This is a genomic window from Pedobacter steynii, from assembly GCF_900103665.1.
Taxonomy (GTDB): Bacteria; Bacteroidota; Bacteroidia; order Sphingobacteriales; family Sphingobacteriaceae; genus Pedobacter; species Pedobacter steynii.
Genome location: NZ_FNGY01000016.1, coordinates 34,221 through 56,703 on the forward strand (window position 1 = coordinate 34,221; position 22,483 = coordinate 56,703).

Annotated in this window: 15 protein-coding genes; all 15 read right to left on the minus strand. The window is 45.1% G+C overall.

Annotated features, from left to right (window positions below; all coding sequences use genetic code 11):
* Positions 1–29 precede the first annotated feature (29 nt).
* From BLQ87_RS30695 to BLQ87_RS30760, 15 genes are read right to left on the minus strand one after another with little or no spacing between them, the layout of a single operon-like run.
* Positions 30–1,448 (minus strand): contractile injection system tape measure protein, encoded by a 1,419-nt coding sequence (locus BLQ87_RS30695; RefSeq protein WP_074612729.1) that lies wholly within the window; start codon positions 1,446–1,448, stop codon positions 30–32.
* A gap of 1 nt (position 1,449) precedes the next feature.
* Positions 1,450–7,959, minus strand: a complete 6,510-nt coding sequence (locus BLQ87_RS30700) for a hypothetical protein (protein ID WP_143010601.1) — start codon at positions 7,957–7,959, stop codon at positions 1,450–1,452.
* Between the two features lie 2 nt (positions 7,960–7,961).
* A complete protein-coding gene (locus BLQ87_RS30705) occupies positions 7,962–12,536 on the minus strand; it encodes a baseplate J/gp47 family protein (protein ID WP_074612731.1) in 4,575 nt (1,524 codons plus the stop codon).
* Complete coding sequence (locus BLQ87_RS30710) at positions 12,537–12,962, minus strand: GPW/gp25 family protein (protein ID WP_074612732.1); 426 nt, start codon at positions 12,960–12,962, stop codon at positions 12,537–12,539.
* 29 nt (positions 12,963–12,991) lie between these two features.
* Positions 12,992–13,282: a PAAR domain-containing protein gene (locus BLQ87_RS30715; protein ID WP_074612733.1), complete on the minus strand. Its 291-nt coding sequence runs from the start codon at positions 13,280–13,282 to the stop codon at positions 12,992–12,994.
* Between the two features lie 7 nt (positions 13,283–13,289).
* On the minus strand, positions 13,290–15,065 hold the full coding sequence (vgrG, locus tag BLQ87_RS30720) for a type VI secretion system tip protein VgrG (protein WP_074612734.1): 1,776 nt from the start codon (positions 15,063–15,065) through the stop codon (positions 13,290–13,292).
* Positions 15,065–15,787 carry a CIS tube protein gene (locus BLQ87_RS30725; protein WP_074612735.1) on the minus strand — a complete coding sequence of 241 codons (723 nt, stop codon included), beginning with the start codon at positions 15,785–15,787 and terminating at the stop codon, positions 15,065–15,067. Before BLQ87_RS30725 ends, vgrG begins: the two co-directional genes overlap by 1 nt.
* Positions 15,777–15,935, minus strand: coding sequence for a DUF5908 family protein (locus tag BLQ87_RS33925; RefSeq protein WP_172665002.1), 159 nt, complete (start codon positions 15,933–15,935; stop codon positions 15,777–15,779). The genes BLQ87_RS30725 and BLQ87_RS33925 overlap by 11 nt, the downstream gene beginning before the upstream one ends.
* A 1-nt stretch (position 15,936) precedes the next feature.
* Positions 15,937–16,395 (minus strand): phage tail protein, encoded by a 459-nt coding sequence (locus BLQ87_RS30730; RefSeq protein ID WP_074612736.1) that lies wholly within the window; start codon positions 16,393–16,395, stop codon positions 15,937–15,939.
* Between the two features lie 13 nt (positions 16,396–16,408).
* Entirely contained in the window at positions 16,409–16,873 is a 465-nt protein-coding gene (locus BLQ87_RS30735; RefSeq protein ID WP_074612737.1) for a phage tail protein, read from the minus strand.
* A gap of 26 nt (positions 16,874–16,899) precedes the next feature.
* On the minus strand, positions 16,900–17,835 hold the full coding sequence (locus BLQ87_RS30740; RefSeq protein WP_074612738.1) for a hypothetical protein: 936 nt from the start codon (positions 17,833–17,835) through the stop codon (positions 16,900–16,902).
* 47 nt (positions 17,836–17,882) lie between these two features.
* The gene (locus BLQ87_RS30745; RefSeq protein ID WP_074612739.1) at positions 17,883–18,911 is read right to left on the minus strand and encodes a hypothetical protein; all 1,029 of its coding nucleotides are present in this window, start codon (positions 18,909–18,911) and stop codon (positions 17,883–17,885) included.
* A gap of 38 nt (positions 18,912–18,949) precedes the next feature.
* Entirely contained in the window at positions 18,950–20,380 is a 1,431-nt protein-coding gene (locus BLQ87_RS30750; protein WP_074612740.1) for a phage tail sheath family protein, read from the minus strand.
* A 42-nt stretch (positions 20,381–20,422) separates the two neighbouring features.
* Positions 20,423–21,745: a hypothetical protein gene (locus tag BLQ87_RS30755; protein ID WP_074612741.1), complete on the minus strand. Its 1,323-nt coding sequence runs from the start codon at positions 21,743–21,745 to the stop codon at positions 20,423–20,425.
* The gene (locus BLQ87_RS30760; protein ID WP_074612742.1) at positions 21,745–22,350 is read right to left on the minus strand and encodes a Pvc16 family protein; all 606 of its coding nucleotides are present in this window, start codon (positions 22,348–22,350) and stop codon (positions 21,745–21,747) included. The genes BLQ87_RS30755 and BLQ87_RS30760 overlap by 1 nt, the downstream gene beginning before the upstream one ends.
* Positions 22,351–22,483: the final 133 nt, after the last annotated feature.

Sequence of the window (22,483 nt, forward strand, 5' to 3'; positions counted from 1 at the left end):
ATCTTCTTCTATCTACACAAGGCTTGCTTCTACCTCCACTCTACCCGGATGACTTCCTTAAGCCAGGGCAATTTTATCATGCTTAAATTCCAGGGCAAATGATCCAGTAACACATCGATCGCTGCCTTCTCTACCTGCAAACCTATTTTTCCTTCCAGGACCTGTAGCTTTCCTGTTCGCTGTAAAAACCCTTCACGAAGGCCCGCAGGACTGGTATTCTTTAAGATCTCCCATGAAGCAATGGCTGCTTTCAATAAGGTATCGGCTTCTTCCATTTCCAGGGCAGACAGTTTAATACGTTTCGGTATCGGTTGATCGATCGGGTAAGCACAAAGGATTTTAGGCATCAGGAGTTCATACTCGTCGGCTTTCTTTTCGCCAGTGGCGAGATAATGCAATAAATAAATTGCTTTTTCCTGGGTATCTATGTTTAAAAACCGTTTCTCCTGCAGTAAACCAAGCAGCTGGAACAGGGAGTTCAAAAATGGATGGAGCAATACCAAACCGGCAGCGGTAGTAAAAACACCTTCCTGGATTTCCCCCTCCTTTTGATCCCGGACATTTACTTTTTCTTCCGGAAAAGATTTGTCCGCTGCCTGATCAATGTCTTCCGTGATACCGGTTGCTAAAAACACCTCTGTCTTGCCTTGTTCGGCAGCGCTGATCATTTCATGGATCTTAGACTCCAATACGGCCAGCAAAGCACTTCCACTTGTTTCAGCAGAAACCCTTAAAATCTGCTTCAACATGGCTTCATAACTCAAATTGAACACCCGGATCAGTTCCGCTGTTTTCTTTGCAGATCTGGATTTTTGCGGGGCAACTGACCAGTCTGAGATGCGGTCATTCATCTGATGGACCGCGGTAAAGAGTTTCGTTTGCTTTTCAGCCGTCAGTATTTCCACCAGTTTTTTCAGAAATGACAAGGGGTGCTGCCGGATGACCCTTAATACAAATGTATCATTCCCGCTGATCTCCCTTCTCAGGATTTCGGTACCCGCATAATCTGTAGCCAGCTCTTCCAGTATCAAATCGTACCATTTTGGATTGACCTGAGTCACCGTCCATGGCAAATATCCATTTTGCATATAAAAAACCCATTGCCTGTAAGCATTCGCCGGGGCGGAGCGTTTAACGGTTCTTAGCCCATCACCGGCCAAGACCTCTCCCTGAAAAATGGCTTTTTTGATTTCAGTTTTGAACAGCTCATAAAGATCAGGATTCCAAACGATCTGGCTGATTTGAGCCTCAGTAATCACACCGAGGTCAATTTCTATCCGGTCCAAAGAAATAACCTCCTCTTCTGTAGCCATTTTATCAAACTCATGCTCGAGCAAAGGGACGAGATACTTCCAGAACTGATCGCTGAATTGCTGTTGTATCTGAAAACTATCCAGCTGTTTATCCAACTGAAGGTCAATCTGCTGTTTTCTGATCAGGTGCTGCATCTCATTTCTTGTTAGTTCCTGTGAATACTGTCTTTATTTCATCGATATGCAGATTGGGCAGGTACTTTTTCAACTCCAGGCCATCCCAATGGTTAAAAATTGCGGCAACATCTATTTTTGCCTTCCTCATTTTTTCAAAAGCCGGGTTTAAAAGCTCCAATCCTCCGGTTTTTCCCTTTTTGAAAAACAAATGATCCAAAGTGTAGCCTGTTACATCTTCCAATAAATGGAGCACCTGATGTCTGTTGAGTGCCGGAACTTCTTTTCCGGAAGGCTTTTTATTTTGGATGATGTCCGTGACAATTGCTTCAAACTGAGCAATGTCCGGCGCTTTCTCCTGAAGGAAGGCCTGAACAGCCGCTACCAGTTTGTTTTTCTTTAATTTTTCGGCAATGTGTTCGGTGCGTGTCCGATAAGCTTCCACACGGTTTGCCCTGAAAACACGCTGATCCGCAGCGCTGGCCAGGGATTTAGGAATGGGCGCTGTACTGACCTTTTCCTTCTGCTCACAAGCGATAAATTCGTATTCCTCACATTGTTGTGTCCTCCAGCAGAAAGTCCTGTTGATCTGGTTCAGGAAGGCATTCGGATCTTTTTCTACTTTCGTTTCTTCGAAACAAGGACTTGGTTCCGGGTTCCCGTTTCCGCAAGGCAGACAGGTATCGCAATCCTTCAGACATTCATAATTTCTTCTGAACAGCAGTTTGAGAAAATCACAAATGGAAAAGTCCGTTTTGCAACCTTTCTTTCCGGCCAGCCAAAGGTGCCAGTTCTTATATTTACTTTCAAAACAACAGAAATCGTGTGGGGCCAGCCAAAGGATACGGAGCATCACATGGGCAGGTGCAAGCCGGTAAAGCATATCTTCCATCAACATACGTCCGGAGGCCGTACGGAAGCGCTCAGGCCATGCAGGCAAGACCACAGTTGCAATAAACGAGTACGGGTCATTGCCAGGAATAAAACAAATGTCTTTTTCTTCCGCGCAGGGATCATCATCACTGGCCAGCCATTTATAACCGCAATGACGTTTCTCTTCTCCACACCAGGAGTTTTGCCGGCATTCGCAATCTCCATAACAGCGGGGCCTTAGCAGGATATGTTCGGCCACATGTAAGCCTTCTGCATTGCTGAGTTTTTTTGTACGGTCGATAGCACTGCAGGCCATTTGTGCGGATTCATAACACTGTGGATTAAAGGCAATGCGATCGCCGGTGATCCTATACAAGGCAGACACCTGTTCATATGCTGACGCTTGTTCATGGGTACCTGTTTCCCCATGCGTCTGCGTTCCCGGGCGGCGTTCCTGAAGATTAAAATGAAGGGCGATGCCGAAAGAATTGCATTCGCAATCCGATACCCCCTGATAGTTTTCAAAAATGCGCAATAAGCGCCGGACCTCTGCAAGCACCCGAAGTGCTTCTTCGCAGGAAGCATAACTGCAAGGCGATTTCCAGGCCGTATAAGCCCCTGGCTCTTGCCCCTGTTCTTCACAACCACAAGGATCTTTAACCTGTTCTTCTTCCTCACAGGTACTGATACCCGGGAATTTCAATTCTATTTCAAAACGGTTTCTTTCTGTCTTTTCATCTTTACGTTTTACCAAAGGAAAGAAGTAAACAAAAGCACTTAATGTCGTCTTCCACTGGGCCAAACCATAATCTTTTGAATAAGATTGAAGAATGACCTTTCCTGCAGCGTCTTTCAAAAACAAGATACCGTTCTCTTCGGTATACACACTATCTGCCGCCCCTATACTGTCCAGTGCATCCATCAGGGAATCACAAGACACCTCGTTATCCAATCTCTGGAGCGCAAAAGGCTGACCGCCCCCGTCTAACAGCAACAAGGTTTTTTCTTTCGTGGTCAATCCATAGGATTGTTTTTCCATTAAGGTATTAAACTGCCTGTAGATCTCATTCAGGACTTCATTTCTTTTCTTAGCAGTATCATAAACACAAGGATGTACGACCAGATCTTCCCCGCAATTCAGGTAAAAGGTATAACAACAATCTTCCCTTCTCTGGTAGTTATGGAAGCCTTTGCCCGACTGTACTGCGCAGATAAATTTCTCCACCCCATCTTTACCCCAGGCTGAAGCTTCATTCATAAACCTAACACTGCTTTCTGCCAATACCTCACGCAGGTAGATCCTGTAAAAAGGCCCCTTTTCCTGGTCACATAAATCACAGTCTACATAGAGGTTTCCTGCAAAGCGAAGCAAGGCAATAAAGAACATAAAGTCTTTCATCGCTGCTTCCGGCGAATCATAATACTTCAGGCTTTGCCATGCTCCCGGATCTTTAGGATTGCTATAGGTACTGAAATAATAAACTTGCTTAACCGGCTTCCCTGTTTTACAAGGGTCGTTTGCGGCGCGATCTACTGCTTCACAGAACAATTGGCCAAAGGCCTCCGAGCCATACTCCACCCGTTTAATGGGATAAGTTTTGATCAGGTTGACCATAGTCTCCCTCAATGACATTCCTCCCGGATGACTTTCAATTTCCTTTTGAGTGGCTACCGGGATAAAGACAAGCGCCGTCTGATTTACCGCAGCAAATTGGCTTAGCGTTTGGGAAGGCTCATCCAGACTGATCTGATTGGCATAGCTATTCAGATCAGTGGCCAGTTCCAAAATAGAAAAGTAGTTTTCTTCAAAGGCCTGCAGGGCAAGCGTTTTAGAGGCATAGGTTTTCCAGCTCTCCAACAAAACGATTTCCTGACCGTTCAACGCTCCGGAAGTATACCAATAGTTGTGTGCTTTTAACTGATACCGGTATAATGGCGATCGGGAATTACCTTCTGAGATCTCATGAACGATATCTCCCCCCAGGCAAAGCTGCAGGTATTTCAAGTTGCGCCGCAGTGTTCTGGTCAGCTTCCTTCTGCTTAAACTGGCTTGTTCCTTGTCCGTATATCGGTCGAGGTAAAAAGCCAGAACATTGTCTTTGTCGACCAGCCGATAGACATACCTACCATCGCCATTGGATTCATCTACCGCTACCGCAGTACGGTAGGCAGGAGATTTAGTATTTCTTTTCAATCCGGCGATGTCCTTTTGCAATTCCAGCGCCTTAACCAGGGATTCCTCCTGCTGAGCAGCAGTATCCGCACTGGCAGCGGCATCAGCACCTTTGCTCATGCTCCTGCTAACCAGGTCAACGGCAGGCGTCTGGTTGTTTTTCTGCTGCACTCCCAGGAATGTACGTTCTCCGTTGCGCTGGATTTTTAAAGATGGAATGGCCTGATGAAATGCCTTTGCCGCTTGCAATCCTTCCGCCGGAGAGGAATATTCTAAGCTGCTTCGGAAATGGAAATCTGAGGCAGGATCATAACCCAACCGGTAATTAAACCGCCATCCACTGGCCACCGGTTCTGTTTTCAAGGTAAATTCGCGCTTCCGCACCAGGGCCACAATCTGCGCCTGCATCCTGGTCGCTTCTTCTAAAGTACTGAAATCGGAATAACAGGTCGCCTCCGGTTCATTGTTAAACACAATGCTGATTTTAAAACTACCCGATTCAGGACTGATCCGGTAATTGGCTTCATCTGCTGCAAGACTGATCACAAAATAGCAATGCTGGCGCGCGTCCTTCGCCGTTCCGAATTCCTTTTCCGGATAAAATTTAAAAGTGTTGTCGTTGTCCAGCAAATCATAGGTAAACAAGTCAGGCTTTCCAACAATGGTATTGTTGATGTCAATCTTGAAGGATTTAACATTCACAAATTTCAATGCCTCAGGATTCGTTTTGTTGAAGTATAAAGTGCCGGTTCCTGGTTTTACCTTTTGATCGCTCTGCCAGTTTTTCGCTTCATTGATTTTTGGGATCAGTGCTTTTATTCCAGCTTCGGCTTCCACCACACTGGCAAAGGAAGAAGCATGATTTTTAACGATATCACCATTATAATCAACCAGATGCAAGCCATACCTATAGTTACTGACAAACACATCTTCTTCGCTGGCTGTACCCTGGAACATCCGGTTAAAACTCGCTTTTACAGCATCCGCTTCCTGCGAGTTTTTATATTTTGTGACAAAAGGAACCACATTTCTATCGTCGTATTGCAGCTGTACAACGTATGCTTTCTCATGTGCAATGTACTGGGTTTTCAGTTTGTCCGGATCGGATAATGCTGCGAATACGCCTTTTGCAGCATCCTCTGCTTCAGCCCTGGAATCGAATTTCTCCGTCAGCGCAAAGAAAGTCTCCCCGGCAATTTTAACATTGACCAGGTACTGTTCGTCATATTGCTCCACCACAAAATTACAGAGGCTGTGCAACTGCTTATCCTCAATTCCAGCTAAATATTTAGCCTCCAACTCAAAGCCGGAAATGTTACTATTGTTCCATTTATTCTTAAAGTAATCATAGCCCTTTCCGCGATTGGCACTGAGCTCATCGTAATTGGACAGGAATGCCTCTTTCGCTTTAATGGTAGCTGTGGAACGTTCCTGAGCATTGAGTTTACCAAAGGAGAACAAAGCAAAATCGGTAAAACGCTCGGCAAAACGCGACAACAGGTGATCAAGAAAACCGTTCCTTCGCGTGGAATACAATTGCTGATCTTCAATTACCCTTTGCAGGTATCCTTTGGAAGAGACAATATTGAGCTCCAGATCAAAGGAAACATGATCGGCATCTTTAATAAAACTGCGGTAATTCTCATCAAATGTCCCGACATAAACCACTGAGCTTAAATGCAGTTCAGCAGCTTCAACTGTTTTAAAGCTTTTATTGCTGATCAATGAAAATTCATCGGACGAACTGTTGATGTAATAATAGATACCCGAAGTTCCTTCATTCAAAAAACCATGCTGAAACTGACGGTTATACAAGTCGTCCTTTAACCCGTTGATGGCAATTTTTTGCCTGGCCATTGATGGAAAAGTATAACCAGGAACTAAGGAAGGATCCACTTCTTTCGTTTGATTTTCACTGATCAACGCTTGTAAGTCTGCCTTTGAAATGACACGAATCAGAATACTTCCCGCTTTCCCCAATCCATTCAGCTCCCCTGCACCCATTGCAAACCGAAGCAGTTGGTTCAACTCCGGCAAGGATTCCAGTTCATTCAGAAAATAGGTACGTTGCAGATCCGGATCTCCTGAAGAAGACATCGCAAATAAGGACCTGATGTTTTTTAACTGCGCCAGATATCCGGCCAGTAACTGGTCAAAGAACAAGAGATAGCCCCTCAGCTGCAATGCCTGTGCTTTCCGATGGTTAGATGCATCTTCTGGCAATCCTCCCTCAGCAATACCATACACCCTTGGAAAGTCGTCCTGCAAGAGGAAATATTCGTCCAGATCGCTGTGATAAATGCCCTTAGGAATTTCTTTATCCAGGTATGCCGAAGGCGATTGGTACAAGACCTTGCCATTATGCGTAAAATTGATGTTCAGCAAGCCCTCGTACTTTTTAGCGTCAAATTCAATCGCCAATCCATTTCTGGTAAACTGAAAGCCGGAACAGGCCATGGAAAAATCAGGAATGTGGTTTTCAGGGAGCTTGAATTTCCAGTTGGAATTGGTTTTCAATGGTTTCTCCTGACAATTTCTTAGTCCGAGGTTGTTTACTTTTTTAACGCCCCCGGTTTCCAGTATGACCTGGTAAACATCAGAAAGATGGATTTCCTTTTTTAGTTTGAGTTTCATCAATTCCTCCGTATCAATAAAACCATGGCTTTCATTGACATCGTAAGGGCGGCCTGCAAAGATCTCATCTATGGCTTTATCCTGATCTAAAAGCTGCTGTAGCGTGTAAAACTGTGGAGAAGGCGAAAAGAAATCCCTTAAACGCTGCGTAAGGCTGAGGTATGTCTTTTCCGGATCGGTACCCTCTTCGAGTTCGATATCTGCACATACCCCGATCGAAAGCTTACACATCAGATAGACATCTACAAAATCCTCGCAGAAATTGCGGTGTGCCATCAATGTGCGCTTTACTTTATCAATGAGCGCATCGAAATAGCGCTTTGCATCAGCTTCCGTCTTGAAATCTGTTGCCGCATTCTTTTCCGGTTCAATGTAAACATGGTAAAGGCCGTTTAAAAATTCTTCACATTCCCGGTTTCCGGTCGACATCCCGTGTGTACCCGTTCCTGTTTTACAAAAATCATATTGATCTGTAGCAGGGCTGAGCCAGGCGTTCTTAACCCCATCAATGTCGATCAGTAATTTACGATAGTCGATGATCGTTAATGGATTGCAGGCCAGGATCTGCGCCGGACTAAAGAAATTATCGTCTTTCCCTGTTTCTGCAGGATTGCGCGTAAAAATATCTACCGCCGGCAGGTTTGTGCGGTAGCCTAAATCCAAAAGTGAATAACATAGGACTTCCAGTATGGTAATTCCAGGATCATGCACGTTATGGTCTGTCCAGATTTTTCCGGACAAGCGGCCAAGGTATTCAATCCCTTCTGTCCGTAATTTCTCAAAATCGAGGTACTCCGGAAAACCAGAATTGTTCTTGCTAATCACTTTGATATTTTGTTCCTCGTTTGCCATAATCATGCGTTGGGTCGAAAATTAATTTGATCCTTACAATAATCTCCAATGGGTTGAGGTCTGTTTTCGCATGGCGGATACTCCTTGGTATTTCCCCAGCTTTCGCAGTCCTGCTGCAAAATGCACACATCAATATCTCCCGCTATCAAAATAGAGCGCGGACTGATCGGGCAGATTGACTTTTGTTCAGCATTCACAATTGCCCCCTCATCTTCCTCATGCTGCATTTTTAATTCCACAAGGTAATCCAGGTAATCACGTGTTTCCAGGAAACCCACCATGTCCGACTGGTTGATGCATTGCCCAAAGCTGAGCTTATCGAATTCACCGATCGCCCATGGTGCCAGAAATGTTCTCAAATCCTGTTTCAGTTTTTCTTTATAAAAGTTTTCATCCTTCCCCTGATAGAGTTTTACTTTCAGACAGAAATTCACTTTTTCATACCTGGGGTTCATCACCCTTAGTCGCGCAAAAGGAGAATTTCGTTGTTTCAGGTAGCTTTGTATTTCTTCCAGCAGGCTCACCGGAACCCTTGGCTCAAACTGCTGTGCCGCTTTCAATTGATTCAGATCAGGGATCACCGCCAGCAATACATATCCTGGTGCCATTGGCATATCGTTCTGATACCGGTGCGCATTTAAGGCAAAGCTATGGTTGATACACTTTACCTTAAATAACTGAGGGAAAGCTTCTAAAGCCAGGCGTTCGTAATCAAACTTCTGAATTGCCCTGCCTTTATGCCTTAGCAATTCACTCACACGCGTATAAAAATGACCTTCGCCTTCGGATACCCTTCCGCCAAAAGAATCGAAAGGCTGACTTAGCTTTTTAACCGAAGCATCAGCTTCATTCAGCTTAGCCAATGCCCCCGAAGGCAAGGCTTGCGCCAGGCGAAGTTTGTCATTCGCCTCCGCATTGGTAAAGGTCGCCCTGACGGCCTGGGTATAGATCGCCATCGTCTCACTCACAGATTTACTACTGTAAGGAATGGCTGCTTTTATCCAGTGTAAACCTTTTGGAAGGACGGTATTTTCATCGCTCATATTGGCGGGCAAAGCGAATTTGATGATACCGGAAGTGGTCAGTGCATCGGTATCATCTTCCAGCACTTCAAATCCTTTACGCAAAGCTTTCCATGAGTTGTTTTCCAGGTAATACCATTGCACTTCAACCCTCTCAGATTCTGAATCTGCTGTGGCTTCCGCCAGCTGAAACAACACGTTCAGGTTGCTGCCAGGTTGCAGGTCTTTAAGACCAATAAACAGGCTGCCTTCTTCGCAAAACGTTGGGAACAGTGCGGGTTGCAATTCCAGTTCCTCAGGTTTATAAGTATCCGGAAAAGGATACAGGTGAATCAGGTCAATGTCTTTAATCGTTGCGGTAGCGGTATAATCCAGCGCGATGTTTTTTAACACCGGTGTCCATGGTTCGGCAGGAATGACGGCCTGAAACTGGTCATTGCCGGCAATGATGGTACTGATGGCCGCAATCTGATCCCGTAAAACGGTTACATTTCCCGTCAGGTTTTTATCGGTCGGGTGCAGGAAGCTTGGCCCATAAACGATTTCGCGAATCTCTTCAGCACCAGGATCATTGATCGGGCCGTCCCCATGAGGGCCGATTTTTGAAATGATCCCATCAGGGTTATCGTTGACCAGGTTTTCCACAAGATTTGCGATAACACCAGCCGCAAGCAAATCGTTTTTAATGTCGTTGGTACTAAATACAATCAGGTTGCCATTATTGATGTCGTAATAAATCGCATCTTCCAGCTTGTCGTCCTTAGGCCTTCCCAAAGCCATCATTTGCCTGGCCAGTACATAAGAATATACTTTATGACAAAAATCCTGGTTCTGCAGGTTCAGGCGGACAAAACCATTAAAGCTATCCACACCATATTTCAGAAATGGCTTATTGTCTACCACAAACTGCTGATTCAGACCAAAGAAAGAAGGCTCCAGGTGAATCGTTTGTTGAAAAGGATTTGCTGGTGTACAACTGCTGAATTTACCGTCGTCTGCAAACAACCTGCGGTCATTATATTTCTTAGCCAAGATCGTTACTTCTACTGTAGTGGCATTGCCATGTGTGGCTTCCCCTTTCCATGTCCCGTTTTCAAGGATGGAGAGGTTGATCAGGAACTTGTTGACATCCAGTCCGAATAAAGCCCCGTCTTTTAAATAGCCTTTATAATAATCCCTGAAATCAGTGGGTTTGTCTTTCCAGTCCAGATTGATGTAAATGTTGTCCCATTTTTTACCGAACACCTCTTTGCTGCCAATGTAAAAATTAGGACCTATCAGATTGGCATTGGTCGAAAAAGGTGGATCCAATGGGTTTTTAATGTCAAAATCGATCACCTCAGGTCTTGTTCCAAATGGATAAACGGGTCCGTTTACATGCTGTACACTTTCGTCATTTTGCACAATGAAGTTCTTCATTCCGCAAACCTGAACATGGATTTGGGTCTGGTTATCTGCTGCAATTTTCACATTTCTAAAGAAATGATATAAAGAAACCTGTTGAAACTGCTCTTTTGATTTCTTTTCACAACATTCCTCCTGACTGCTCCATTGCACGTCCTGTTTCCATTTCACCTTATCGTTCAGTTCAATTTTAACCACTGGCATGGTTGTGCCGAAATCTTCCTTCAATGCTTCTGCATTGTAAAAAGTAACCGCCTTTTGTTCCGGTAATAAGGTGGCAGTGATCGTGATTTTAAAAGCCCCGTCATTCCCTAAATTCAGGGGACTAAGTTTAATCAGCGGAACTTCTGCCGGACTGATCCATTCCTTTTCTCCGCTAAAAAGCACGTTTAAGGCCTTACCTGGCTTAAAAATCTCCGCCAGCATCTTTCTTTCTTCCTCATCAGGAATTGCCTTGAAAAACTCGGCCTCAGTTAATGTCTTTTCATACAATAAGGTAGCTACCGGACAATAACATAGCTTTTCTTTGCCCGGAATGGGCGTTTTGATCAGGATCCCATCCAGTGCGGCCTTTAGCTCCTTACTGATGCCTTTCTTCCATGCAGCAGCAATGAGGTCCCTGTTGATTTCATAATAGACCTGATTCAATGCTGCCCTCACCTTATGGTACAGCGCAGTTGCCGCAAAGAAATGCGGGGATTTGTTTTTTGCGGCCGTTCCAGCCCCTGTTCCCGGAGTGGTATGTTCCTCACAACATGGACTTCCTTTAACGGAAGCATCCGCCATCAGATAACTGCAACAATCATCCAGCAGGTTACAGGAAAGTGTAATGTTCACCGTTCTCGTTCCTTCACTCAGCAGCAAAACCGGAGAAGCGAGTATAAATCCCAACCTCGCATTGGGGTAAGGTTTCACAAATTTATGCTCCGGATCGATGTACTTACTGTATTGCGCACCTAAGGTTGGCCAGCTTGCCGGCACATCGTCTTTAAAGGCTTTAGTCAGGCCATCCGCTTTGCTGGCATCAGGCGCAATATATAAACCTTCCACAAAGGTATCGTCCCCATGGATCTGGTTATTGAGAAACAGCGTCCGCTGATCGGCAACCTGCGTTTTGTTGACCACAATTTCTTCATCAAGAGCAAACAGGATCTCGGTTTTGTTGCTATCCTTGCCATCTTTAACTAGCAATCCTTCTTTTAACAGGTATTTGTCCAACTGATTCTGAATCTCAAAAACAAGGTGCGCATGATCAGGTTTTGCCCCTTTCGGTTTCAGCGCTAAAACCTCTTTATAAAAGAAGTCCAGGTGTTTTTTAGAGAAAGAATTCAGGTCTCCCTGAAGGTGCTGAAACAGTTTTAAAAAGGAGAACAACAGCGCCAGATGCGGGGTATGTTTTTCTTTAAGTTCTTCTTTCAAAGGAAAGAAACTCTGCTCCATGCTTAAATCCGCGGTGCTTTCAATGAGTTGTATCGCATCCAGAAAGGGAGCCACCAACCCAACCATTTCATTGCGGAGCGCAATTAAGCGTTTCCGTTTCGTTGTTCCTTTCTCCGCAAATCCAGCTGCATCAAAATTGGCATAGGTATCGGTAATGTCCAGGCCCCAGACTTCATTGTCCAGCAGCTCGTTGAAATTAAGCGGTTTAAGCTGGTACCACTTTACACCGGCATTTAAGTCGACGATAAACATCTTGATCGGGTCAGTCAGCTTGTCTTTGATCAGTTTATCCAATAGCAGTTCTATCGGCAGGCCGGTATCCCTGAATTTTATGCTCCAGGTATTCAGCGGCCTGATGACGGTCTGAAAAACGTAATTGAACAGCAATTGCAGACTGGCTTTTCCTGGTCTTTTATCAAACAGCTGATGGTAAAAGGCAAGTTTATCGTTCACCTTATTGCGGTCGTACTTTAAGATGGCGCTCAAGGTAAATGGCAGGCTCGATTGGAAAAATGGCTGCCAGTCGGTCACCTTCATCTGCGGATCATAGTAATTGATGTGCCTCGACAACTGCACAAAATAATCCAGCAGGTCGGCCAGACTTCTGCCATCTATTTTCGCAGCCCCCGACAACAGGTCGTCCATTACCCGCTGACGCTGGCTGACGCCCGGATCATTCTGAAAAGGATGTATAGCTGAGCTGCATTCCATCTAAATAGGCTTTAATGCTTCATTTTTATAATAATCATACACATAATTGAACCTCGAATTGGTGCCCGGTATGGAATATTCCACACTGATCGTAAAACGTCCTTCGATGAGGTCAAAAGATTCACTCGCCGTTACCTCTATTCTTTCCGCTTTGATGCGGGGTTCATAAAACAGGATCGCATTGGTAACCCGGTCTTTGAGGTAACCGATCATAGAACTGTTCAAAGCTTCAAATACATAATCGTTCAGGTCGCAACCATATTGCGGCTGCATGACCCTTTCTCCCAGAGAAGTAGACAGCAGGATATTTAAGCTCTGCTCAATATCTTCCGCTCCGCTCACCATTTCGGCAGCCCCTGATTCCGGGTTAAACTCCGGAGGAAATGACCAGCCGGTTCCAAGAAATGATTTAAAAGATTTGTCCATATGCCCTGTTATTTAACCCATCATTTTATTTAACCCCCAATTTGTACCGTTGGTAATCCCGCTACGATCACGCCACCATGTGCAGTCAGGTCTCCCTGTCTTGCCGCAGGTCTGCCACCAATCAATACCGTTGCCGAACCTTTGACAATGGAATCCGGCGGACCGGTGCAGACCAACAGGTCGCCAACCACTGCTGCCGGCATACTGCCAATCAAAACCGTAGGCACACAAGGTCCCGAAACCGGGCCACCTACATGTGGCACTGGCCCTGTGAACATCGGGCAAACGTGCATATCGCTGATTCTTGCTGCTGAAGGCATAATTTTATTAATTTATCTTGACCAATGAACCACTGATTTCTGTAATCCCTGAAGAGGAAAGCTTTACCGCTGCGCCTTCCAATCCCAGGCTCGTATCTGCTTTCAGGGAGATGGAAGCCGCCCCGATAGACAAGCTTGCCCCGGCGCTAAGCGTCAGGTTCATCCCCGCTTTTATTTCCACATTGTTCGGGCTCTCCATCGAAACCCCACTGCTGTTCATCGTTACTTTATTGCTGTTCTGGTCTTTAATTTCGATTTTACTTCCCTGTTCATCCAGCTGAATGCTGTTTCCTGCAGGGGTATCTATGGTAATCGTTTTCGTATCGTCGTTAAAATGAATGCGCATATTGCTGCGGGTAAAAAAGCCTTTTTCGTGGTTTACATCCTTTCCCGGCAGTGGTGCTTTCTTTGCGCTGCTATTGAGCATGCCCAGCATCACGGCATGACGGGGATCATCATTGATAAAGCCGACGATCACTTCATCATCAATCTCCGGCCGGAAAAAAGAACCACGGGACACTCCTGCATCCAGGCAGGCAATCCTCACCCATGTGCCATTGGAAGTATTGTCGATCACCGGAATCTTCACCAGAATCCGGTCTTCTCCTTCCGGATCGTTCTCCAGCTGCAATACTTTGGCAATTTGTAACCCTTTAATGCCGCCAATTAAACCAGCAGCAGAAAAGTCATTGATGTCCGGATGAACGGCACTATAGCGCTCGGGATCGAGCCCAAACTGAATGTGGGTATACCAGGAACCATCTCCCATATCCTGCTTTACAGCAGTCACATAGGCGTTCCCGTTGAACCTCTCGCCAACCCCGCTGAGCCTTAACATATTTCCAGGTTTTATCCCCGAAAAGCCGGTTACCCTTGCCCTGCCCCTGATTTTTGCCAGGCGGCTGCGCAATATCGTTCCCTCGGCCCAGTTTTGTAATTCCTGCTCCATCAGGTGGCCACTATGGTTGAGCTCAAATTTATCGAGATCTACCGCCGCCGCCAGGTCTGCTCCCGAAACATTTCCATGTTGGGTAAAGGAACTTGCTTCCGAAACATCGGCTTTAAACAGGTTTTGTGTCTTATAATCCCAGGAAACGGCCTCTACATTAGCCCATTGTGTCCTTGCATCCATTTCCGCTTCAAACTCAATGATGGAAGATCCATAACTCACCTGTAAAACCGGTGCCGCTGTCGTATCCGGCCGGGAAACTTTGACGGTGCCATCGTCCACATTGACCAGCATGCCGTTTGCTTCTGCCCGGAGTAACATAAAGTCCCAATTGCTCAGGTGGTGTTGTACGAGTTCCTTATGTTGCAGACTGGTCGTGGTAATGTCTCCCTGCAGGCCGCTGTAATCCCCAATCAGCCGATCGAAAACCTCACTATCTTTGACATTCAGGAAATAGCGGCTATGGCGACCAATCGTCATGCGTAGCGCTAAATCCCGGCATTCTATCAATAACTGGGTGTTTCCGTTTTCTTTTACCTTGATGGTATGTTTGGTGATGATCCCTTTAAAGGCCTGGGTATTGTTGCCGTCGAAACCCATTTTGATAATGATCTGTTTTCCGGGCACAAAATCTTCTTTATTGCTGATTTCAAAATCGGCCAGTGCCGCATCCCCATCTTTCAGGAGGATTCTGGCAGTAGGTATCCGGTTGATTTCCTTTTCAATGGAAATGCTCAGCACCTCATACGAAGCATCCATAGCCGCACCGTCCAGCAATATATTGAAACTGGATACATCATGCGTCGAGGGATTGGGTATGATCAGTTCTTCCATCAGATTTCATTTTTATTAAAGGGTGGAAAATAGATGTCGTTCCCTGATTTCAGCTTTTTAAGCGAAATGAGGTTGTTGGCTTTGGCGACCTGCATAAAGTATTTCGGGTCATTGTAAATCGAATACGTCATCAGGTCTAAGCGGTCTCCCTGTTTGATCGTCCGGTGGTGGGTAAGGTCCGGCGAAGCCGGTGCATCTTCGGCAATCCGTGTTTCCCGGGACTGGTAATCCAGGAAAGTGGCGCTTAACTTCGCCCTTAATGGGGTACCATCCGGTTTGAACAGGGTATAATTTACATCCAGGTTCGTGAGCACACAGCGGAACCTGATTTCCGATCCCCAGATGATCAGCAGGAAATTTGGCCGGTGAATGTCGCCCTGGTAATTATAAGCACAGTTCATGAAGATTTTCAGCTGTTCATAAACCGGCTTTTCTTTATATTCCTTCCAATAGCCCTCCATCGTGCCGGTGCCATCGAGGGTAAACTCCAGTTTAAGCTCTTCCGGTGCTGTGGATTTAAATTTTACTTCCGGTGCACCACTTCCGTGTGGGCGCTGTACATCATGTTCAATCTTATAATTTTTGGTAAAGGTTTCGGGATTGATGGGCGCAACGAAAGCAGGTTTATTCGTCTGCTCCGCATCCTTGATCTGGAATTTGCGGTCAGTAAAGGAATAAATCAGTAGTTTCTCCAGTTTTCCGGACATGTAATCAGCGCTCATTTCTTTCTTTTATAATTTCCAGTACCTTTTCAACACAAGTTTTCACCAGCTCCTCAGAAGGAGGAACACCATTATTTGGCGCAGAACCGCTATTGAGGTCCTGCAATACCGTGGCTTTGATCACCAATTCTCTTATTTCAATCGGCATATTATGATTTTTGAAAGATCAGACGGTTATAATTCAGTTCCAGGGTTTCGATCAGGACATCCCCTCTCGTTCCGTTCAGCTCGGCGATTTTCCAGCTTCGCGGCCATACATTGTTAATTTTCCAATGCATCAGACTTTGATGCTGTTCGTCCAGCAGGCTGATGACAACGGTCTCCAGTGTTTCATAAATCTGGTCGTCAAAAGCCTTTTTCAGCCAGTCTGTAAGGCCTGAAGTCCCCGGTGCGAGCAGTCCGCGTTTTAAAATCAGCGGGCCATACTTACGCCGGGTAGGGATCACATGTTCAAATCTGTTTTCCCCACCTTCTTTTACGGTTTCCGTATCGATGGTGGCATCTAAGCCTGTTACAGACTGAAATTTCACATCTACAGATTTCGCGCCCTGCAGCTCAAAATTCACTGCAAAATGAAAGTTGACGGTTTGATAAGTTTGATCGGCCATGGTTCTGCTGGATTTATTTTTTCGCCTCTACGATGGACAACCCTTCATGTACCAGCTCTATCGTCTCGATGGCTACTTCATTGGCATCCGATTTCAGATTGGTGGATTGCACTTTTGAAGGCCAGGCCCTGGACAATGTCCATGAAATGATCGGCTGATGTTCCTCGTCCAGCAAGCGGATCGTGACATCCCTCCTGAACTGCTCCTTTCCTTCCTGGAACATCATTGTTTTCTTCCATTGTTCAAAAAACTCGAAATCGCCGAGAAAGGTTCCCCTTTTCAGGACCACATTCGCATATTTGGTAAGTCCTGGTTGTTTTGTTTTATTGTAAGTCGGGCTGCTGCCTTCCCTGTATTCAATTACCTCCGTTTCAAAATCAAGTCCGCTTACTTCTGTAAACCCGATTCTTGTTCCTCCCCAATCCAGTTGAAAATGAAATTTAGGAAGAGGATAATTCTTTTTAGGATCCGTTGCCATAATGGTAGGTTTTATTTTTATGGTATTTATTTACACTTATTTGCAGGATTCACCTCTTCAATTGCTTTCTCCAGACTTTGCTTGCAGGATAATAAAGCATCTCTTTTCTCTTTTGCTGCATCGAGGTCTTTTTTAAGCTGAACCACCTCATTCTTTAATTTTTTATAGTCATTTTCCAGGTGGATGAAATACTCATCTTCATCTATTGGTAAAGAGATACGTGGTTCCAGGCAGCAACATTCTTTCGCATATCCGCTATGTTCAATTTTAGCCTGCTGCTGCGGATAAGGGTTAGGATTAGGCTGCTCGCCACAGGTACCTCCGCAATTGAATTTCTTCTTCCAGTAAAGGATCACTTCTTTCAGTCCATAATCTTCGCAGATGCTGAGGTGCATGCCATAGGCAAGTTCCAGCGCGGTTACAATCTGTGTAATCAGGACATCCCGGGTCAGGATCACCGCATCGAGTTTCGCCCCGTAATTTTCAATACACTTCATGATCCCTACTCCTGGTGCCAGTTCCGGTCTTTTCAGGCATTGGATGCATTGAATCAGCTTATCATAAGAAGCTTTCAGTTTATCCACGCGGATATACAGGTCTTCCGTCATACAGAACAGGATTTCAATGGCATCGTTCGTTTTCTCTGTCACCATGCAGACCTTACAGAGGTGCAGGGTAAACAGTTCTAACTGGCGACAAAGCGCATCGGCTTTTTCATCTGTTGCTTCCCAATCCGACCACCATCCTTTAAGCCTTTCCAGCTCTTCAACGGTCAGGTTATATTCTGTTTCTTTATTCTGGGCATCTGCATTAGCCTGCTTCCAGTCGGCCGTAACCTGCACCAGATCTTTTACCCAGGCATCATAACAACAATCCCCTCCAGGGGTCTCATTTCCTGGATTTTTATGACAACAATCAAATATATCTCTGTCAATGTTGCATATTTTATCGTAGACTAACATAGTAGTGATTTTAATGATTTAACAAATTAGCGCCAGCCCATCAAGGCTTAATCGCAGGATGAATTATCTGAAGGGTTTTCACAGGAATAGACCTCCGTAACCTCTTTACAGATATCGCAGATGTCGCATTTACATTTTTTAAGCCTGTTGTCATCGTCGCCTTTCTCGCCATCACAGCCACAACCGGCAATGCATTTACATTCATGGTCACACAGGTAATCTTTGGTTTCATCCAGCGTGCCCACCTCATTGCGTTTGTTATACAAGGCATAACCAGACTGGGTAACCGTTTTGGTAGACAGCACAAAATCTTCCTGTGCCTTTTTCAGGCTTAGTCCTCCGTTAGTGGTTTGCGCCAGAATCAGGTCGTCAAACGCTTTCGCGTTGGCGGCAAAATCCTGTTGAAATTTCTCCAGGGATTTGATATTGGAAAAAGATTGAATGCCTACAATTTCGGCAGCAGAATTAAAGATGATGTCAATATCCTGGCTCAGGCCATCTGGTATCGTAATCAGATCGTCCAGAATCTGACAAACATTGCGACATGGGTCTGGTCTTCTGGCCGAATCTTCCTGTTTCGTCTGGTCATTACAATCGTCGCCCTCGCTGCAACCTAATATTTTCATTTGCACTGCGCTGCAGCTGTCCTTTCTGCAGCCATCCAGTTTCCCTGCGGCTTCCCTCAGTTCTCCAAACTTTGCTTTCGCTTCTTTTGCCGTTTTCACTACCGCTTTTAATGCAAGCACCAATGCGTCATTCTGAGCGATATCAGCAGTTACATTTTTCTTTATTTCGTCTGAAGCCGTGATCAGCTCCACCCCGATTTTGAGTTCCAGGTTCCTGACCAGCAGGTAGTTTTTTTCAGTTTTCACAAAAGCGCATTTCCTTTTCTGGTAGATCATTACCGCACCATCGTAGGTCAGCTCGCTTTCACCGAGCTCAGCGACCTTCCCTTTCAGCCTTTTGCAGTAGTCCTCCTTCAGCAGGTGGATCGTCTTTTGTGTTGCTGTCTCTGCTTCTGCATCATTGCAATTCCCATTTTGTGGTTCCCGAGAACCTGAGCTTTCTATAGACATGACAATAGATTTAAGTTCAATAAATAACAATTCGATGATTAAGACTCAGCCAGCATTTTATGCATAAACCTGAGGATAATAAACTCTGCCGGACGAACAGCGGCCATACCGATTTCGACGATCATCCTTCCCTCCCAGAGGTCGAGCTCTGTCATCGTTTCCCCAAGTCCGATGTGTACAAAAAAGGCTTCTTTAGTGGAAGCGCCCATCAGTGCGCCTGATTTCCATTGCTGGGTCAGGTAGTTTTCGATCATCGATTTCACCCTTACCCAGGTATTGCGGTCGTTGGGTTCAAAGACGAACTGTTCCGTTGCATTTTTCACAGATTCTTCGACCATACTGAAGAAGCGTCTTACCGGCACATAACGCCATTCATTGTCGTTTCCGGCCAATGTTCTCGCGCCCCAGATGATGGCCGGTCCACGGCCTGCAAAAGAGCGGATCACATTGATGGATTTACCCGCCTGAGCATCTACATTGAGCCCCATTTGCTCGCTATGCGTAACGAGGTACTGCGGCCGGATGGCATTGGCAATATTGATATTCGCCGGTGCTTTCCATACGCCGCGCGCATTATCCACCTGTGCATATACCCCAACCATCGCCACAGAAACAGGCAATAACATCTGGATATTCGTAATTGCACTTTTAGCCTGAAAATATTGTGCATTTTTTGTCGCCAGCAACTCAGAGAGTTTCGTTACGCCGGCAATGCCTGTTATTTTAACCAGATCATCGTTGTCTTTAGACTGATCTCCGACTACTTTATAGTTATAATCGACTCCTGAATATATTTTCGGGAAATATACCGCAGCGTATTTCAGAAAATCGGTAGGGCCTGATAAGGTATCACGCAGAGCCTTGATATCCAGTTCCCATTCTTCCAGATTGGCCACGTCATGGTAAACATCCAAAACGGTAAACCGGTCCTGCAGCTCTACACATTGCTGAATCGCCTGGGTATGGATGTCGTAATAATCTGTCAGCGTTGCCAGGTTAACCGAATCCGGAAAGACCAGTAAGGTAACCTCATTAATTTTAGCCACCTGTTTTAGTCCGGCCGACAAGTCTGCCGCCATCACCAACCCTCCGGTATCCGTATAATTCCCTACAGAAGTGATCCAGCAGGCCCCTCCACCGTTTCCGAAAAACAGCTGCAGGGAGTAATACATGAGAAATTTAGACCGCTTCGTTTCGTCAATCTTCCCATTCACCTCATTTTTACCGGCAGTGGTATCAAAAACGACCGTCAGGCTTTCCTTTTCAGGATCAGGGTAGCCAAAAAACTGTTCATACTGCAACAGGGATTCGATGCGCCAGGGCTTATTTTTCAGGTCATCGGTCTCTTTCCATTGCGCTTTTTCGGTATAACCGATAAATGCCGGAATAGCTGTTTCTACTGATGCAATAGAAGGTGGGAGATGCGGAATTTCCTCAATATAAACTCCCGGAGTTTTATAATCTTGCATAACAAATGTTATTTAGTTTAAAATTTTAAATACATTTTTAGATTAAGGTGCCAATGGAAACAGGGTTGATTCCTGCACCATGATATCACTATACAGTTTATTATTTTCAAAGGTTAAAGTCTGATAAGGTTCTGGGTTGGGCAGGTAATACAAGCTGTTATCGGGCTTACGAAATAAGGTCTGGCTATAGGTCAGCGATCTCGGCTTTTTAGCAACGAGTGCCCCATTTTTGTAGAGTAGAAAATCCGGATGAAGACCTGATTTCAAATTCTTCCTGCGGTTATTGATGTAACGCCAAAAGGACGGTTTGCTTTTAAAATTGAGCTCAAATACCGGCGGAAGCGGGTTTACGGTCTGATCAGGTTGTTTCCTCGTGATCAGACGGCCAAGATTGTCGATCAGGTTATACGCCGGTACCGATGTTTTCACTTTCATTACAATCAGCGCGAGGCTGTCCCTGATCTCCTGTTCATCCTGGTAAAAGAGGAGTTTATGGGTTTTGTTATAACCTCCGTTTCCGGTTACCTTGAGGCTATACACCATTTTATCTGTGATTGCAGCGGCCGGAATCTGTAATACTTTTTTAGGATCTATGGCCAGCTGAACTTTACGAAAGGGCTGGCTTCCTTTAAACTGATATTTATCGATGGTATTCCCATCTTTATCTTTGAGCAGGAAGTCTGCTTTGGTAACTGCACTGCCTTTTGGGAAGGCATAATAGAAGTTGAGCGGCAATAGCAACCTGTCATTTTCATTGGCAAAGGCCTTGCCGGACAAGGAAATCCATTGTACCGCATCGGCATCGTCTTTATAAAACTCCCGGTAGTCATTGGCCGCGAATTTGGTCAGCTCCCCCTGTTCGTAAGTTGCACCTGCATCAAACGCGGTAATATCGGCAGATAAAAAAGGAAAAACTCTTGGCCCCGTCACGGTATTCTCATTAGAGAAGTAATAAACAGCCGGCAAAACTCTTTCCATTTTAGCATTCGTAAAACCATCCAGACGCTGACTTTTCTTAACTGCCAAGACGGAGATACACAAATCATCGGGTAAAGTAAACTTAGGTTCATAAACAACCGTTCCTCCAGGTAATTTCTTAGAGATTACCTGAACGGCTACTTTAAATCCGGCATAAGCAGGGATTAATTTCAAATGATAATTATCAAACAGTACCTTGGTTTTTTCGGGTATCTCAAAAGCAATTTCATCTTCTATATTTTCGGCATCGCCATCAAAGCGTTGCTTTAAAAAGTTCAACCGGTCGGCCTGTGCGGGAAAATCAAATATGCTCTTCCCCTCTTTATCTGTCAGATAAAATTCATGCAGCAGTCGCATTTCAAATAAGATCTTATAAACCGTATTCATCAGTTGTGCCCGGATAAAGTGGATATATTGGTTTCTATTTCTTCGATCAACGGTACTTCTCTCACGGTAGCATGTTCAGAGATGGCTACCAGTCTGAGTTTATACATGGCAAAAGGAACCTGTCGTCCGCCCAGTGAGCCCCATAAATGGTTGATCTGCTCGAAAGTGAGTGTATATAGTTCCATGGTAAAGGTAAGGTCTTCGGTATCGCTGGGATCTGTTGATCCTCCGCTTCCCGAACTCGCAGAAGCGAATGAGGTTTTGCTCTGCAGGAAACGGATCACAGCAGAAAGTCTTTTGAGTGCCAGGACATAGCCATCGCCAAAATAATTACAGCTCAATAGCACGTACAGGTTTAAGTAGACCGGGGCATTTTCATAAATCGCCGTTCCGGAAGGGAAACGTTTTAAAGGAGATTGATTTTTGAGGGTGCTTTCTTCTTCAATGTTGACCAGACTGATGACAATGCTATCGGTCAGACTGGTGCCACTTGCTGTTTCCGACAAACCGATATTGTCAATGATGACATTCGCAGCATTGTCGCCCTTAGCAATAAGGTAACTGGTCAGTTCTGATTTTAACAATTGGAGCGTCTTGTCAATCATGGCTAAATAATTATCAGATTAAAGCTCCGCAAGTTTTGGGGTAACTACAATAGCTACCATTAGTCATTTGTATCAAAAAAGATACCCGCAATTCCTAAGTGGATGCGGGTATTGATTTGTAAGATCATGATGG

Excerpts from the sequence above, each read along its gene's own strand:
- BLQ87_RS30715 (WP_074612733.1), bottom strand. The coding sequence starts at position 13,282 with ATGCCTTCAGCAGCAAGAATCAGCGATATGCACGTTTGCCCGATGTTC.
- BLQ87_RS30710 (WP_074612732.1), bottom strand. The coding sequence starts at position 12,962 with ATGGACAAATCTTTTAAATCATTTCTTGGAACCGGCTGGTCATTTCCT.
- BLQ87_RS30735 (WP_074612737.1), bottom strand. The coding sequence starts at position 16,873 with ATGGCAACGGATCCTAAAAAGAATTATCCTCTTCCTAAATTTCATTTT.
- BLQ87_RS30730 (WP_074612736.1), bottom strand. The coding sequence starts at position 16,395 with ATGGCCGATCAAACTTATCAAACCGTCAACTTTCATTTTGCAGTGAAT.
- BLQ87_RS30745 (WP_074612739.1), bottom strand. The coding sequence starts at position 18,911 with ATGTCTATAGAAAGCTCAGGTTCTCGGGAACCACAAAATGGGAATTGC.
- BLQ87_RS30725 (WP_074612735.1), bottom strand. The coding sequence starts at position 15,787 with ATGAGCGCTGATTACATGTCCGGAAAACTGGAGAAACTACTGATTTAT.
- BLQ87_RS30695 (WP_074612729.1), bottom strand. The coding sequence starts at position 1,448 with ATGCAGCACCTGATCAGAAAACAGCAGATTGACCTTCAGTTGGATAAA.
- BLQ87_RS30705 (WP_074612731.1), bottom strand. The coding sequence starts at position 12,536 with ATGGAATGCAGCTCAGCTATACATCCTTTTCAGAATGATCCGGGCGTC.
- BLQ87_RS33925 (WP_172665002.1), bottom strand. The coding sequence starts at position 15,935 with ATGCCGATTGAAATAAGAGAATTGGTGATCAAAGCCACGGTATTGCAG.
- BLQ87_RS30750 (WP_074612740.1), bottom strand. The coding sequence starts at position 20,380 with ATGCAAGATTATAAAACTCCGGGAGTTTATATTGAGGAAATTCCGCAT.
- BLQ87_RS30755 (WP_074612741.1), bottom strand. The coding sequence starts at position 21,745 with ATGAATACGGTTTATAAGATCTTATTTGAAATGCGACTGCTGCATGAA.
- BLQ87_RS30700 (WP_143010601.1), bottom strand. The coding sequence starts at position 7,959 with ATGGCAAACGAGGAACAAAATATCAAAGTGATTAGCAAGAACAATTCT.
- BLQ87_RS30740 (WP_074612738.1), bottom strand. The coding sequence starts at position 17,835 with ATGTTAGTCTACGATAAAATATGCAACATTGACAGAGATATATTTGAT.
- BLQ87_RS30760 (WP_074612742.1), bottom strand. The coding sequence starts at position 22,350 with ATGATTGACAAGACGCTCCAATTGTTAAAATCAGAACTGACCAGTTAC.
- vgrG (WP_074612734.1), bottom strand. The coding sequence starts at position 15,065 with ATGGAAGAACTGATCATACCCAATCCCTCGACGCATGATGTATCCAGT.